This window comes from Mesorhizobium ciceri WSM4083 (assembly GCF_000519305.1).
In the GTDB taxonomy this organism is placed as follows: Bacteria; Pseudomonadota; Alphaproteobacteria; order Rhizobiales; family Rhizobiaceae; genus Mesorhizobium; species Mesorhizobium ciceri_B.
Window position 1 is genome coordinate 132,221 of the sequence record NZ_JAFG01000007.1, and the last position, 15,813, is coordinate 148,033.

General features: G+C 65.2%; 8 protein-coding genes. 3 read left to right on the plus strand and 5 right to left on the minus strand.

Annotation, left to right across the window (positions count from 1 at the left end; all coding sequences use genetic code 11):
* Positions 1–52 precede the first annotated feature (52 nt).
* The 3 genes from MESCI2_RS0117290 to MESCI2_RS0117300 all read right to left on the minus strand — a co-directional run bounded on the left by MESCI2_RS0117290 (position 53) and on the right by MESCI2_RS0117300 (position 2,588).
* Positions 53–616 carry a TIGR02281 family clan AA aspartic protease gene (locus MESCI2_RS0117290; RefSeq protein WP_027037675.1) on the minus strand — a complete coding sequence of 188 codons (564 nt, stop codon included), beginning with the start codon at positions 614–616 and terminating at the stop codon, positions 53–55.
* Between the two features lie 221 nt (positions 617–837).
* Entirely contained in the window at positions 838–1,467 is a 630-nt protein-coding gene (gene upp, locus MESCI2_RS0117295) for a uracil phosphoribosyltransferase (RefSeq protein WP_027037676.1), read from the minus strand.
* A gap of 146 nt (positions 1,468–1,613) precedes the next feature.
* Positions 1,614–2,588 carry an adenosine deaminase gene (locus MESCI2_RS0117300; RefSeq protein WP_027037677.1) on the minus strand — a complete coding sequence of 325 codons (975 nt, stop codon included), beginning with the start codon at positions 2,586–2,588 and terminating at the stop codon, positions 1,614–1,616.
* Positions 2,589–2,722: 134 nt separating this feature from the next.
* Between MESCI2_RS0117300 and ubiE the strand changes: the two genes are divergently transcribed.
* The 3 genes from ubiE to coaBC all read left to right on the plus strand — a co-directional run bounded on the left by ubiE (position 2,723) and on the right by coaBC (position 6,702).
* Entirely contained in the window at positions 2,723–3,499 is a 777-nt protein-coding gene (gene ubiE, locus MESCI2_RS0117305; RefSeq protein WP_027037678.1) for a bifunctional demethylmenaquinone methyltransferase/2-methoxy-6-polyprenyl-1,4-benzoquinol methylase UbiE, read from the plus strand.
* Between the two features lie 70 nt (positions 3,500–3,569).
* The gene (gene ubiB / locus MESCI2_RS0117310) at positions 3,570–5,144 is read left to right on the plus strand and encodes a 2-polyprenylphenol 6-hydroxylase (protein WP_027037679.1); all 1,575 of its coding nucleotides are present in this window, start codon (positions 3,570–3,572) and stop codon (positions 5,142–5,144) included.
* A 94-nt stretch (positions 5,145–5,238) separates the two neighbouring features.
* Positions 5,239–6,702, plus strand: coding sequence for a bifunctional phosphopantothenoylcysteine decarboxylase/phosphopantothenate--cysteine ligase CoaBC (coaBC, locus tag MESCI2_RS0117315; RefSeq protein ID WP_027037680.1), 1,464 nt, complete (start codon positions 5,239–5,241; stop codon positions 6,700–6,702).
* 86 nt (positions 6,703–6,788) lie between these two features.
* Here coaBC and MESCI2_RS0117320 read toward each other — a convergent pair whose 3' ends face one another.
* Entirely contained in the window at positions 6,789–7,367 is a 579-nt protein-coding gene (locus tag MESCI2_RS0117320; protein ID WP_027037681.1) for an invasion associated locus B family protein, read from the minus strand.
* A gap of 36 nt (positions 7,368–7,403) precedes the next feature.
* The gene (locus MESCI2_RS1000000139165) at positions 7,404–15,485 is read right to left on the minus strand and encodes an autotransporter outer membrane beta-barrel domain-containing protein (protein WP_210164814.1); all 8,082 of its coding nucleotides are present in this window, start codon (positions 15,483–15,485) and stop codon (positions 7,404–7,406) included.
* Positions 15,486–15,813 lie beyond the last annotated feature (328 nt).

Here is a 15,813-nt window from a genome sequence, read left to right on the forward strand (position 1 = left end):
CCGGGAAAAGCGCATAGCGCTTTTCCTTGGGAATTGCGGAAAACGGATAGCGTTACTGGACGAGCAGCAGCGTGCCGTTCTCGACCTGGTATTTGTCGAGCCGGTTGAGGAAGCTCATGCCGATCAGATTGGTGCGCAGCGCCCTGTCGTCGAGCACGATGGTCTGGACGTCATTGACCGTGATGTTGCCGATCTGCAGGCGGTCGATCGTGGCCACGGCCGCCTTGATGGTGCCGTTGGCGGTGTTGACCTCGCGGTTGAAGTCGGAAGCGTTCAACGACAGGCCGATCCGGCGCGCCGTCGAAATGTTGATGGCGACCAGCGTGGCGCCGGTGTCGATCATGCCGTCGACCTGACGTCCATTGAGCTTGAAGGCCGATGAGAAATGTCCGCGCTCGTCTGCCGCAACGACGACCTTGCGGCCCATCGGCAGCGGTGCCGCGGGCTTGTTGGGCACCGATGCCAGATTGACGTCCGGTTGGGCTTCGGCCGCTTGTTTGCCCGGCACCGCCGACCTCAGCAGATTTTCGACGAGTTGCGGATTCGACTGATACACAATCGGTATCGAGGCCGATGTACCGGCGAAAACGGCTAGGATCAGAAGTTTGCGCAGCATGGGTCGGCCTCGCCGCATGACCCCGAAAATCGGGATCGATTTTCGAAGGCTCACGCGCAAATCAAAGTGCTGCAGTGTCCTTTGCGCGTCCGAAATGGACGCGGGGCGCTGCAGTGACAGCCGATCGTTAAGCCCGGATGGTGTTTGCCGCTTTAACGCGCGCCAAAACCGCGCCTTTGCGTAAACATTTGGTAAATCGTACCAAGCGACTTCGCCTGGTATTACTTGGTCCCGTACATGCGGTCGCCGGCGTCGCCGAGGCCAGGCATGATGTAGCCCTTCTCGTTGAGCTGGCGGTCGATCGAAGCGGTGAAGACGGGAACGTCCGGATGCGCCTTGATGAAGCGGTCGATGCCTTCAGGCGCCGCCAACAGGCAAAGGAAACGGATGTTGGTGGCGCCACGCTCTTTCAGCTTGTCGATCGCCGCGATCGCCGAATTGGCGGTGGCCAGCATCGGATCGACGACGATCACCAGCCGGTCGGCGAGGTCGCTCGGCGCCTTGAAGAAATATTCGACCGCTTCCAGCGTTTCGTGATCGCGGTAGAGACCGACATGGGCGACGCGCGCCGCCGGCACCAGGTCGAGCAGGCCTTCCAGCAAGCCGTTTCCGGCGCGCAGCACCGAGGCGAAGACCAGCTTCTTGCCCTCAAGCGTCGGCGCTTCCATCGTTTCCATCGGCGTTTCAATGGTCGTCGTCGTCAGTTCGAGGTTGCGGGTGACCTCGTAGCCGAGCAGCAGCGAGATTTCGCGCAGCAGCCGGCGAAAGCCGGCCGTCGAGGTTTCCTTCTTGCGCATGATGGTCAGCTTGTGCTGGACAAGCGGGTGGTCGACGACGGTGACGCCCTTCATGGTGTTCTCCTGATGCCTGCGCCCGAAAATGCGCGCATGGCCCTTTCGGACGCGCCGCGCTTCAAGCTGCCTGGGCGAACCCTAGCGGCAATGCGCCGGCCAAGGAACCGCTTGGCCCGCACCGACCACAGCTTTGTCGGCGGAAATCAGCGCGCCGCGCCGTTCAACCGGGCAAGAAGCGCGGTCTTCGTCTTTCTATCGACGAAAGCGGCTTCGATGGCGGTGCGGGTGACGGCGGCCAGCGCCTTTTCGTTCATCGAGAAATGCTCGGCGGCAATGTCGTATTCGCGCTTCAGCGAGGTCCAGAAATAGGGCGGATCGTCGGAATTGAGCGTCACCTTGCAGCCGGCCGCCTGCAGGGCCGGAAACGGATGATCGGCGAAACTGTCGAACACCTTGAGCGCAATGTTGGAACCGGGGCAGCATTCCAGCACGACGCCCTCGTCGGCGATGCGCCGGACGAGGTCCGGGTTCTCGATGGCGCGCACGCCATGGCCGATGCGGGACGGGCGGATGTGATCGAGCGCCGCCTGGACGGTCTCCCAGCCCGTCAGTTCGCCGGCATGGACGGTGATGCCGAGCCCGGCCTCGCGGGCGATCTCGAAAGCCCTGACATAGTCCTCCATATCGCCGATGCGCTCATCGCCGGCAACGCCGAAACCGGTGACCAGCGGATGCCCGCAGCGCGCCGCGAAGCGCGCCGCCTGCTCGATCGACTCGACCCCGACATGGCGTACGCCGGTGACGATCATGCGGCCCTCGATGCCGGTCTTGGCCTTGGCGCGGGCCATGCCTTCGCCGAGCGCATCGGTATAGGCCTTGGGCGACAGGCCGGCCTTTTTCGCGTGGTCCGGCGAGGTGAACACCTCGGAATAGATGGCACCATCGCGAGCGAGACTGGTCAGATAATGGTCGGCCAGCCGCGCATAGTCCTCCTCGGTCCGGAACAGATCGGCGGAAAAATCATAAGCCGCCAGGAAGGAGGTGAAATCGTGCCAGACGAAGGAACCGTTCTGGATATAGGGCGAGGTGTCCTTGCCGTATTTCTGCGCCTGGCGGATGACGAGTTCGGGCGCCGCTGCCCCTTCGATGTGGCAGTGCAGTTCCGCTTTCAAAGGCATTCAATCATCCCGTCGGTCCGTCCAGGTCTTGAAAACCCGCCACCTGGAAGCGCGGCTGAACACCGCGCCTTAAACAATAGCGCCCGCACCATCGATCGGCTATGGTCCCGCCGGTTTTATGACGGATCAAAAAAATGTCAGTTGAGAGAACCACGGCCGCGGGCGGCATGGAAACCTCCTATGGTTTCAAGCGTGTAGGGGCTGGCGACAAGCAGTCCCTGGTCAACGATGTTTTCCACAAGGTCGCCAACCGCTACGACCTGATGAACGATCTGATGTCGGCCGGCCTGCACCGGCTGTGGAAGGACGCCATGGTCACCTGGCTCAATCCTCCCAAAAGGATCGGCTGGCGCGTGCTGGACGTTGCCGGCGGCACCGGCGACATCGCCTTCCGCATCGTCGATGCCAGCCACGGCACCGCCCATGCCACCGTGCTCGACATCAATGGCTCGATGCTGGCCGTCGGCCGCGACCGGGCCGAAAAGAAAGGCCTGTCCGGCAACACCGATTTCGTCGAGGCCAATGCCGAGGAGCTGCCCTTCCCTGATGCCACATTCGATGCCTACACCATCGCTTTCGGCATCCGCAACGTACCGCGCATAGAGGTGGCCTTGGGCGAAGCGTTTCGCGTGCTGAAGCCGGGCGGGCGCTTCCTGTGCCTGGAATTTTCCGAGGTCGAGATGCCGCTGCTCGACAAAGCCTACGAAGCCTGGTCGTTCAATGCCATTCCCAAGATCGGCAAGATGGTCACCGGTGACGGCGAGCCCTATTCCTATCTGGTCGAATCGATCGCCAGGTTTCCCAACCAGCAGAATTTCGCGACGATGATTTCCCGCGCCGGCTTCGATCGCGTTTCCTTCCGCAATTATTCCGGCGGTATTGCAGCACTTCATTCGGGCTGGAAGCTTTGAGTCCGGACCGCATTTCTCACAATCGACGTGTGCTATGCCGGCTCAAAGAGCCGGCAGGGTTGGCGCTGCCATGAGCAATGTCAGTGCAGGTTTCCGGCTCGTAAGGGCCGGCTGGGTGCTGGTCCGCGAGGGTGTCGTCGCCGCTCTGCCGGGTGAGGAACTGTCCGGCCTGCCGAAGTTCGGATGGCGCATGGCGCGGCTGTTCACCCGCCGCCGCGCGCTGGCCTATGAGCGCAGCGACCGGCTGGCCAAGGCGGTCGTCCGGCTCGGTCCATCCTACGTCAAGCTCGGCCAGTTCCTGGCGACACGGCCCGATGTCGTCGGCAACGACATGGCGCTCGATCTCGCCATGTTGCAGGACAAGATGCACACCTTCCCCCGGGCCGAGGCCATCGCGGCGATCGAGGCTTCGCTCGGGCGCAAGGTCGGCGATCTCTATACGCAATTCGGCGACCCGGTCGCCGCCGCCTCCATCGCCCAGGTCCATGCCGCCGATGCCATGCATGACGGCGTTGCCACCAAGGTGGCGGTCAAGGTGATCCGGCCCGGCGTGCGCCGCCGCTTCTTCCAGGATCTCGAAAGCTATTTCCTTGCCGCTCGCCTGCAGGAGAAATACATCCCCTCGTCACGCCGGCTGCGGCCGGTCGAGGTCACCCAGACGCTGGCGCAGACCACCAAGATCGAGATGGACCTTCGCCTTGAGGCGGCGGCTCTCTCGGAGCTCGGCGAAAGCACCAGGGAGGACCCCGGCTTTCGCGTGCCGTCCGTCGACTGGGAGCGCACCGGCCGCGACGTGTTGACCATGGAGTGGGTCGACGGCGTCAAGATGAACGACATTGCCGGCCTGGAAGCCGCCGGCCACGATCTGAAGGCGATCGCAGCCAATCTCATCCAGTCGTTCCTGCGCCACACGCTGCGCGACGGGTTCTTCCACGCCGACATGCACCCGGGCAACCTCTTCGTCGAGGCGAACGGCACCATCGTCGCCGTCGATCTCGGCATTGCCGGCAGGCTCGGCAAGAAGGAGCGCCGTTTCCTCGCCGAAATCCTCTACGGCTTCATCACGCGCGACTATCTGCGCGTCGCCGAGGTGCATTTCGAGGCCGGCTATGTGCCGCGCCAGCACAATGTCGCGGCCTTCGCGCAGGCGATCCGGGCGATCGGCGAGCCGATCCATGGCCAGCCGGCCGAGACCATCTCGATGGCCAAGCTTCTGACGCTGCTGTTCGAGGTCACCGAGCTCTTCGACATGGCGACGCGGCCCGAATTGATCCTGCTGCAGAAGACCATGGTGGTGGTCGAGGGCGTGGCGCGCACGCTCGACCCGGCCTTCAACATGTGGAAGACGGCTGAGCCGGTGGTCGGCGACTGGATATCAGGCAATCTTGGGCCGCGTGGCATGATGATCGATGCACGCGATGGCGCCAAGGCGCTGCTGACGCTGGCCCGCCAGGTGCCCGAGCTTGCGGCGCGCACCGACCGGCTGTCGCGCGAGATCGACCTGATGGCAGAGCACGGCCTGCGCTTCGACGAGACCACCGCCCACGCCATCGGCAAGGCCGAGGCGCGCTACAGCCGCTCCGGCCGCTGGGCACTCTGGGTGATTGCGTTGACGCTGGTTTATATCGCCTGGAAGATCATCTAGCGCCGAGCTGCTTCGACCCCGGGAGCCGCAAACTTGCAGCATTCTGATCGCATTGCTATCATTGCCTTCACCAATCGCAGCAGAGTGCAATCAAATGGCGAGCATCACCATCCGCAACCTTGACGACGAGGTCAAGGAGCTGTTGCGCCGACTGGCGGCAGAGAACGACCGTTCCATGGAAGAACAGGCGCGGGTCATGATCCGTGCTGCCGTCGAAGGCCAGCTTGGTTCGGCCGGCCGCATCGACCAGATCGAACAGACCTTGCGCGAACTGGCAAGCGCGCGCGGCTTGGCGACCCCAGTTGTCGCAGGGAAAATCATGCCCCGCGGCCTCTCCGGCAAGCGCATCCTGCTCATCATCGGCGGCGGCATCGCCGCCTACAAGGCGTTGGATCTCATCCGCCGGCTGCGCGAGCGCGGGGCCGCGGTTCGGGTGCTCATGACATCGGCCGCGCAGGAATTCATCACCACGCTGTCGGCCGGCGCGCTCTCCGCCGACCATGTCTTTACCGAACTGTTCGACCGCCAGAACGAGCACGATGTCGGCCACATCAGGTTGTCGCGCGAGGCCGACCTACTGGTGGTGGCGCCAGCCACCGCCGACCTGATGGCCAAGCTCGCCAATGGACACGCCAACGATCTGGCCTCCACGGTGCTCATCGCCACCGACAAGCCGGTGCTGATAGCGCCGGCCATGAACCCGAGGATGTGGGCGCATCCGGCCACCCGCCGCAACCGCGCGACGCTGCAGAAGGACGGCGTCACCTTCGTTGGTCCGGCCAAGGGCGAGATGGCCGAAAGCAATGAGGCGGGCGAAGGCCGGATGGCCGAACCGCTGGAGATCGTCGCCGCGATCGAGGCGCTGCTCGATGTCGGCCCGAAGCCGCTGTCGGGACGCAAGATCATCGTCACCTCCGGCCCGACGCATGAGCCGATCGACCCGGTGCGCTACATCGCCAACCGTTCGTCCGGCAAGCAGGGTCATGCCATCGCGGCAGCATTGGCCAGGCTCGGTGCCGATGTGCACCTCGTCTCCGGCCCTGTCGGCATCGCCGATCCGGCAGGCGTGAAGACCATCCATGTCGAACGTGCGCAAGAGATGCGCGACGCGGTGGAACAGCTCCTTCCCGCAGACGCGGCGGTGTTCGTCGCCGCCGTGGCCGACTGGCGCACCGAGAACTCGGCCGGTGAGAAGATCAAGAAGGTCGCGGGCGAAGGTCCGCCGGTGCTGCGCATGGTCGAGAATCCAGACATTCTCGCCGGCGTCGGCCATCACAGCCAGCGACCCGGCCTGGTTATCGGCTTCGCCGCCGAGACACGGGATCTCCTGCGCAACGCGGAGGCCAAGCTCAAGAAGAAAGGCGCCGATCTCATCGTCGCCAACGACGTGTCGCAGGGAAGCGGCGTCGGTTCTTCGGGCGTGATGGGCGGCGATCGCAACCGGGTGCGGATCGTGTCAAAGGCTGGCGTCGAGGAATGGCCGGAGATGAGCAAGGACGATGTGGCGGCGCGGCTCGCCGCCTTGATCGCCGAAAGGCTTAAAACGATCGTCGTTTGAGCTGAAAGACGTTCTGCTGCAGTGACACACCGCCCCTGCCACGGAACGGCATTCAGGCGGCGCGCTTCAAGTCCTGCGGCTCTACATCAATTGGTCAAAAGCTGCGCGGTCCGGGCAAGCGCGCCGGCGAAGCCGTTGAGCGGAATGGAAAAGCTCACCGCTTGTCCGGTGTCTGCCGCGAAAGCGTCGATCTTCAGGGTGGTGCCTGATTTCAGCAGCGGCGTGACAGTCGCATCGAACACCACCGGCACCAGACAGCCGACGACCTGGCAGGTGTTGAATGCCAGGCTGCCGTCAAGCTTCTGATCGTCGATGGTCAGGCTCACTCCCTTGGCCAGCGCCAGGCCGAACGGCAGCGCAAGCGTTCCCGTGGCATCCTCGCCGGTCTTGCTCGACAGCTCGATCGCCAGCAGGCGCTGATTGTTTTGCTTGTTGAATTGCTGATGCGACAGGCTGCAGGTCTTGGCCGTGCCCGATATCTGGCAATTGACCGTCCAGTCGCCATGGGTTTCGGACAGTGCCGACGCGCCGCCGGGCAACTGCGGCGCATTGGCGGCAGCGGGTGCAGCGACCGCCTTGTCGGTCTTGGTTTGCGCCGCCACGGCCGGCACACCGACGGTGCAGGCAACACCCAGCATCGCCACGAAATACGCGTACTTCCTCATCAAGATCCCTCCCGCCCCGGCTCCGCCTCGGGCCAGCTAGAAGCTGACCTTGAGAGACGCGCTGATCGCGTTCTGTTTAACCGTTTCGCCGAAGGCGCCATTATATCTGACGGACATGCCGACGCCATTGACGCCATTCAGCTCAAGGCCGGCGCCGACCCGATAGAGCGGCGAATCGACAGCCTCCGTCAAGTGCAATGCGGGGTTGCCAGGCAGATTCTCCGCCGCCGCGAAGCGACCTTCGATTTCCCACTCCTTGTTGGAAAACTCCACGCCAGCCTTGCCGTAGACGCGAAGGCTGGCAATGTCGCTGAGTGCAATGTCGGTACCGATCTCGAAAGCCGGCGTCGCCGAATAATACATGTTGGCGCTGCCGTCGAAGTTGAAGGCGGCAACCGAGCCCGCTTCCGTGCCGGAAACACGCAGCCAGCGCGCGTCGAACTGCAGGGTCGGCTGCAGGTAGAAAGCACCCATCTCCTGCGTTATGCCGAGCCGCGCCGAACCGCCGAACTGGGCGGTTTTCTGCGTGTAGGTGACGCTGTTGCCGATGCCGGGCAGCAATTCCTCCGGCAGATAGTCGCCGACCAGCGTTTCGCCAGGAATGAAGGCCACCTGATCGAGGTGCGTATCGCGCTCGCCCTTGAAGGAGCCGGTGCCGCCGCCGAGCGCAAAGTCGATGAAGTAGTTCTTGTCGGCATATTTCGCCAGCGCATAGGCCTGCCAGGATTCGCCTCTCGTCGCCGACAGAAGCTCGCCGTTGAAATCGATTTTCGAGTCGAATTCGGTCCGGCCTATCGTTGCGCCAAGCGACCAGTGCTGACTGACCTCGCCAATGCCGCCAAGCGACATCGTCTTCATGACGTCGTCTCGGCTGGTGGTTCCGGCACCCGCGTCGCGGCTGTATTCGGCCTGCGGACTGATCGATGCCCAGACACAGCGGCCGTCGGGGTTCTTGTAGGCCGGAACCCCGGTGCATTCGCGCGCCGTCTCCAGCATGATGTCGGTGGAGCGGTTGATCATCTCGAATGTGTGCACGGCATAGTGCGGCGTCAGCCGCGTCAGGGCCGCGCCGAGCTCCATTTCATCGGGCAGGAAGCGCAGCATGTTGATCAGAAGCGCCATCGGATTGTCCGGGCTCGATGAAGCCTCGACATCGTCGAGATACTGCGCCATCTGGAAGACACCGGGATCGGTCGTGCCGGAGTTCGGATCCTGTGCCAACTCCAGGAAGGTCGGATTGTCGGCGTAGAGAACCAGATCCGTTCCACCGACCACCTTGGTCAGGAAATTGAAGCCGACCGCCGGATGCAGCGTCGTCGGGGTGATGCCGGAATCGGTCATCGCCGAACCCTTGGCCAGCACATATTCGGTGAACAGCTTGTCGATCGACAGGAAGTTCAGCGGCGCCTCGCCGTCGAAGTCGCCGGCCGCGCTCAGCGCCAGGGCATCCGTGATCTGGTTGTTGAGATCGACGTCGGTGACGAAGTCGCCCGAGAATATCTGCGTGAAGCCGCCTGTGACATCCACCTTGGCCACGACGCCGATGCCCTGGTTGGTGAACAGCCCGTCATTGGTGAACTTGCCGCCGCCGAGATCGATGGTCTTGAGGCCGACCATGGAGGCGTCGGCGATATTGTGGAAGCTGTTGGTGCCGCCGCCGAGATCGATGTTGCCGATCACCCGCCCGAGCGTGTCGGCAATCTTCGAATTCTCCACATGGTCATCGCCCGATGTGCCGGTGATAGCCAGTGGGCTGAAATCGTCCAGAAGCGATTCCAGGATCGCATTCGTCGGCACGACGGGACCGGGCGCCAACAGGAAGGCTTGGAATGCCTGGAATTGCGACGCCTGGATGGTGAAGCTCGGCGTTGCGCCCATTGCATAGAGCAGGCTGTGATTGATCAGATTGTTGTCGGCACCGCCGACAAGCATCGCCGCCACGCCGGTTCCGGCACCGCCGATCGTGTACTGGCCATTCAGGTTGATGGTGATGTTGCCCTTGGCGCCCTTGGCCGTGCTCTCGCCATAGACAGCCACGGAATCCGCACCTTGCGCGAAGAGGCTGTCACCCGCCGTCAGATCGACCGCATGGGCATTGCCGTCGCCTGTCGCGCTCTGGCCGAACATCGCATACGAACTTGCGCCCTTGACCCAGACTTGGCTGTCCGTGCTTGCGGCCGACGCCGCAGCGTCGCCGATACCACCTTGCGAGCCGGCCGCCGACTGGCCCATGGCCAGCGAATCCATGCCGCCAGCGCCACCGCCACCGCCGACCGCCTGGGCAACGATGCCGTGGCCACGGTCGCCATCGGTCTCAATGGCGCCGGACTGGATGATGGTAACCTTGCCGCCGGTGCCCTTGGTGCCACCAGGCGTGTTGAAGCCGATGGCATTCGGCCCGCCGCCGTCGTCGTCGGCGCCAAAGCGGCCGAAACCGGCACCACCGATGCCACCGCCACCACCGACCGACTGCGCGATGATGGCGATGGAATCCTTGCCCGTCGTCGTGATCGTGCCGGTGCGGATGACGGTAACATCGCCGCCATCGCCGCCATTGCCGCCGAGACCGCCAATGGCCAACGCATTCGAGCTCTTGCCCTTGGCGTCGCCGCCATAGCCGCCACCGCCGCCGACCGATTGCGCGACCACGCCATGCGCGCGCTCGCCATGGGTGATGATGATGCCGGAAACCGTGACATCGACCTTGCCACCATTGCCGCCATTGCCGCCGAAGCCGCCAAGCTGCAGCGCGACCGAATCGTCTCCCGCCGTGTCGGCCGATACCACGCCACCATAGCCGCCGCCGCCGCCGACGGACTGGGCGAAGATGCCGAGCGCCCCATCCTTCCAGGTTTCGATGATGCCGTCATTGTTGACCGTGACATGGCCGCCATTGGAGCCGTCGCCGCTCGGCAGAGAAATCGCGCCGCCGATCGTCATGTCGGCCTCCGAAGCGTTGGCCGCGGCACCTGAAGCACCGCCGCCACCGCCTACCGATTGCGCGAAAATGCCGTGCGAAAGATAGCCGAGCGTGGTGATCTTGCCATGATTGTCGACGATTACTTCGCCACCGCTGCTGCCCCCGCCGCCCAGCCCGCCGATCGCCAGCGTCACCGACGTTTCCGCGCTGCCTGTCTCGGTCGAGCCGGCGCCCGCCGCGCCACCGCCACCGCCCACCGATTGCGCGAAGATGCCGTGTGAATTATCGCCCTTGGTCAGGATCTCGCCCGACCCGAAATTAGTCACATGAACGGTTTCGCCGCTCTTGCCGCCGGTGCCGCCGGCGCCGCCGAGGCTCAAGGTTATGGCCACATTGGAGTCCTTGGCCGAGGTGCCCGAAGCGCCGCCGACGCCGCCGCTGCCGCCGATCGACTGCGCCAGTATGCCGTGCGAATAGGCCTTCTCGGTCTGGATCCAGCCGCTGTTTTCGACATTGACCTTGCCGCCATTACCGCCAACGTTGCCGGACCCGCCCAGTGACAGGTTGACACTGACTTCCGATTCATCGGTATGACCGGTGCTTTCGCCGGCGCCACCGGCGCCACCGCCGCCGCCCACCGACTGTGCGAAGATGCCGATGGAACGCTCCTGCTGGGTCCAGATGCCGGCCGTGGCGAGATTGAAGACGTCGACCTGGAAAGCGCTGCCACCGCCGCCGCCCGCCCCGCCAAGCGCGCCACCGATCGCATATTTACCCAATACGCCCGATGTCGCCGAGCCGCCGACACCACCACCGCCGCCGATCGAGTTGGCGCTGATACCATACGAATCGGCGCCGTCGGTCACGATCAGGCTCCGGTTGGTTACAGAGACCGTGCCGCCATTGCCGGCGCCGCCCGCGGCGAGGCCGATCGCCGCGCCGATGCCGACGGACGTCTCGCCTTCGCTGCCTCCGCCAACGATCTCCTCGTCGGTCGAAGCCGCGCCGCCGCCGCCGCCGCCGCCGCCGACCGACATCGCCAGGATACCGATGGAGTTGAAGCCCTGGGTCCGGATTACCCCGGAATTGTCGACATGCACGCCGGCGCCGATGACGTTGTTGCCGTCATCCAGGCGGAACAACGCCGCATCGTTGCCGGAGCCGCCCGAACCGCCAATGCCGACATTGACGGTGACACTCGTCTCGCTGGTGCCGCCAAGGTGGAACGCCTTGGCGTTGCTCGATCCGCCCATGCCGCCGCCGCCGCCCAGCGATTGCGCGACGATGCCCGAGGAGAAATCGCCCTTGGTCGTCAAATTGCCGGTGTTGATCACGTCGACCGCGCCGGAGATATTGCCGGTGCCGCCACCGCCGCCGACGGTTACATTGGCCGCAACGTTGACGCCTTGGCCGCCGCCCAGATCGGCGGTCGCACCGTTGGTCGAGCCGCCATTGCCGCCGCCGCCGCCGATCGACTGCGCAAGGATCGCCGCGCTCATGTCGCCATCCGTCTGCACCGTCATGGCATTGTGGACGAGCACATCGTCGCTGACATTGCCGTCGCCGCCGCCGCCGCCGATGCTCACCGTGGCGTTGACGCTGACATTGACGCCATAGCCGCCAGCCGCAGCCCAGGAATCGCCGCCATTGCCGCCGCTGCCCGCAACCGACTGGGCAAGAATACCGCCAGCCTGGTAACCCTTGGTGACGATGCTGCCGCCGCCGCTGAGGCCGGTATCGACGATCACCAGATCGCTGCGGCCACCGTCGCCACCCCAGCCGCCGACAGTAACGCCGAGGCTGACATTGACGCCGTTGCTGACCGAGCCGGCCATCGTGGCCGCACGGCCGCCATTGCCGCCGCCGCCGCCAATCGACTGTGCCACGATGCCGCCCGAGCCGACCGCGTCGGTGTCGGCGATGATGTTGCCGTCCGCCCTGACCGTAACCTTGCCACCAGGGCCGCCATCGCCGCCCTCGCCGCCAACCGAAACGCCGACCGCTGCCGATGCGTAGAAACCCGCACTGAAAGCTCCGGAATAGGCGTTGCCGCCATTGCCGCCGCTGCCGCCGACCGATTGCGCCAGGATGGCTTTGGCGCCCGCGCCTCCGACATGGATGTCGCCCTTGTGCGTGACGGTGACCTGATCGCTCAGGTTCGCATCCCCGCCTCCGCCGCCGATCGCGACGCCAACTGCACCGAATACACCGACCGCGACCGCGCCGGCGCTACCGCCATTACCGCCGCCACCGCCGACCGATTGCGCCAGGATGCCATGCGCGAGCGCGCCTTTGGTGGTTATGTTTGCGGTGTTTTTGACCTCGACCTGGCCACCTGCCCCGCCAGCGCCGCCCTGACCACCGACAGCGACAGCCGCAAAGGCGCCACCGGCGCCCGCCAGGCCTCCATCACCACCTGAACCACCGACCGACTGCGCGAAGATGCCGATCGAGAGGTCCCTGTCAGTGGTGATCCGAGCCGTATTTTCGACATAGACTTTCTGGCTGCCACCACCGGAACTGCCATTGCCGCCGAGCGAGAAGGAAGGCCCGCCAACCGTCACCGCAAAGCCGCCGGAGCCGCCGCCGCCGCCGACCGACTGCGCCATGATGCCGTGCGAGTGGACGCCTTCGGTCTGCACGACGGCGCCATTGATGACATCAACGGTCTTGCCGCCGCCACCGCCGGCGCCCTTGCCACCGATCCCGATGCCGAGGCCCAGGTTCAGCCCTGCGGAACCGCCGCCGGTGCCGCCGCCACCGCCGATGGATTGCGCGACAATGCCCGTCGAGCGATCGCCGATCGTATGGATCAAGCCGCCACCAATTGTGGCCCTGACCGTCTCGGCCTCGCCGGCCGCTCCGCCTTTGCCGCCGATGCCGATGGTCGCAGCGATAGCGCCATTGAAGGAAAAGCCGCCATTGCCGCCGCCGCCGCCGATCGATTGAACGATCAGGCCAGCGGAGTCGGCGCCGTGGGTTGTGATATTCGAGGTGGTGGAGTTGTAGACGACCTTACCCGCGGCGCCGCCGCCGGCGCCACTGCCGCCGATGCCGACGGTCAGGCCAAGGCCGACACCGATGACCCCGCCGCCATTGCCGCCGCCGCCGCCGATCGATTGCACGATGATACCGGCCGACCTTTCCTTGAAGGTCTCGACCGAGCCATTATAGGTCGCATCGACTGCCTTGCCCGCGCCTGCCGCGCCGCCGCCGCCACCGATGCCCAGATTGGCGATCGCGCCAAACGTGCCGACGAAGCCGCCATTGCCGCCACCGCCGCCGACCGACTGTACGACGAGGCCGATCGAGTCGGTGCCGCGCGTGATGATCGATTGCTGGCCGCCATTGGCGGTGCGGAAGAACACGTCGCCGCCATCGCCGCCGCCGCTGCCCTTGCCGCCGATTCCAACGCTCGCTCCGAAGAGGGCGCCTTCCACGACAAAGCCGCCATTGCCGCCGCCGCCGCCAAGCGATTGGACGACGATGCCTCCCGACCGGTCCTGCAGGGTTTCGACCGAGCCGCCGGTGGTGACGTCGACTTTCCTGGCGAAGCCGCCTGAGCCAGCCGAGCCGCCGACGCCGACAGCCACGAGACCCGCGCCACCGAGAGCGAAGCCGCCATTGCCGCCGCCGCCGCCCACCGACTGGGCGAGGATGCCGATGGAATCGGTGCCGCGCGTCGTGACCTTGGCGTTTGCGATGTTGTAGGTGACCTCGTCTCCGTTGCCGGCCGCGCTGCCGCTGCCGCCGACCGAAACAGACACGATGCCGCCAAGCGCAAAGGCGCCACCGCCATTGCCGCCGCCGCCACCCACCGACTGTGCGAGGATGCCAATGGCCGAACGACCGTTGGTGTCGACCGTCGGACCGGTCGCGGCCTGGTTGACGTTGACGGCTCCGGCATTGCCGCCGGTTCCGCCGCCGCCGCCGACCGCGACAGCGACTGCCGGGGCGACCGACAGGGCAAAGCCGCCATTGCCGCCACCACCACCGACCGACTGAGCCAGCACGCCATGCGCGCCATCGCCGCTGCCGTCAGCGCCAGTTGTTATCGTGCCGCCGACATTGGCGATGACAGTTCCGCCTTTGCCGCCGCCGCCGGCTGTGCCGCCGATCGATACGATGCCGGCTGCCCCGCCGCCATCACCGCCGCCGCCGCCGACCGATTCGACCAGCATGCCAATAGCACCCCGACCATCGGTGGTGATGTTGCCAGTGTTGGTACCGGTTGCATTGGCGCCATCATTGCCCGCGCCTCCGGTGCCACCGCCACCGAACAGGCCGAAGGCGTCGCCTCCGCCACCACCGCCGCCGCCGACCGACTGCACGGCCATGCCGCTGGCGAAATCACCATGCGTTATGATGCCGCCCGAATTGCTGCCCGTGGCATTTCCGCCCAAAGTGGCGCCGCCGCCGTTGCCGCCGCCGCTGACGACCCCGACGCCATCGGCGCCATTGCCACCCACACCACCTGCCGACCGCACCAGCATGCCATAAGAGGCCAATCCCGATGTTTCCACCTTGCCGGCGTTGCTTGCCGATGCGGTGCCGCCGGAAGCGCCATCACCGCCGTCACCAGCATCGACGCCGAGACTGACGATGTTGTCACCGCCCTGGCCGCCATTGCCGCCGCTGGCGTTGGAAAAGATGCCGTAGGAGAAGTCGCCCGTCGTCGTGATATCGCTGGTGCCAGACGCAACGGCGTTGGCGCTGCCGCCGGTGTTGCCGCTTCCGGCGTCGCCGCCGAGGTTCGCGATCGCCGGAAGGGCGCCACCGCCACTGCCGCCATCGCCGCCGATCGCGGAAGCTATGAATCCATGATGGCCCGAGCCGATGGTCGAAATCGTGGCGTTGTTGAGAACATCGACGGATCCGCCAACACCGCCATTGCCGCCCTCACCACCATTGGTTTCAATGGGCGTTCCAGCCAGGCCTTCGCCGCCGTCGCCGCCGTCGCCGCCATTGGCAGTGCCGCCAAATCCAGATGCGTTGACGTTTATCTGCGGGGTGTTGTTTACGGCTCCAGGGGTGGCATTTGTAATCGATCCGCCGGGATCGCCATTATCACCATCTGCGTCAAAACCACCAGGTCCCCTGTCCGGAGCATCCGGGCCGTTCTCGTCTATGACGAACTGAGCATGCGCCGCCGGTATCGGCGGAAAACCCACCAGCGCGGTGGCGCCGAGGAGGACCATGAACCGTCCGGCAATCACACCTGGCCGGCGACGGCGACCCGAGCCAGACGCTTCTTGCGCACATGCCGCCGGTCCAAGTTTAAACAAAGTCCACGCTTGCGCCGCACGAAGCGAACAAGGCGAACTGCCGGGCAGCGCTTGGCGGGCAAGCCCTGCTTGCTGGGATACTTCTGCCACATGGGCATTGGCAGCGTCGATACCGGAACCCGAAACCGCGAATGCGCGTTTGATGGCAAAGCCACCGCGCCTCAAAAACAAAGCCATGCACTTACCCCCCGTTTTACGGGGGCGCGCCCTCAATGCCTGCTTGAGTCCGACGCCACCGCTA

What these genes read in the sequence shown, in the direction of transcription:
- MESCI2_RS0117290 (WP_027037675.1), bottom strand. Translation starts at nt 616, where the DNA reads ATGCTGCGCAAACTTCTGATCCTAGCCGTTTTCGCCGGTACATCGGCC.
- upp (WP_027037676.1), bottom strand. Translation starts at nt 1,467, where the DNA reads ATGAAGGGCGTCACCGTCGTCGACCACCCGCTTGTCCAGCACAAGCTG.
- MESCI2_RS0117300 (WP_027037677.1), bottom strand. Translation starts at nt 2,588, where the DNA reads ATGCCTTTGAAAGCGGAACTGCACTGCCACATCGAAGGGGCAGCGGCG.
- ubiE (WP_027037678.1), top strand. Translation starts at nt 2,723, where the DNA reads ATGTCAGTTGAGAGAACCACGGCCGCGGGCGGCATGGAAACCTCCTAT.
- ubiB (WP_027037679.1), top strand. Translation starts at nt 3,570, where the DNA reads ATGAGCAATGTCAGTGCAGGTTTCCGGCTCGTAAGGGCCGGCTGGGTG.
- coaBC (WP_027037680.1), top strand. Translation starts at nt 5,239, where the DNA reads ATGGCGAGCATCACCATCCGCAACCTTGACGACGAGGTCAAGGAGCTG.
- MESCI2_RS0117320 (WP_027037681.1), bottom strand. Translation starts at nt 7,367, where the DNA reads ATGAGGAAGTACGCGTATTTCGTGGCGATGCTGGGTGTTGCCTGCACC.
- MESCI2_RS1000000139165 (WP_210164814.1), bottom strand. Translation starts at nt 15,485, where the DNA reads ATGGTCCTCCTCGGCGCCACCGCGCTGGTGGGTTTTCCGCCGATACCG.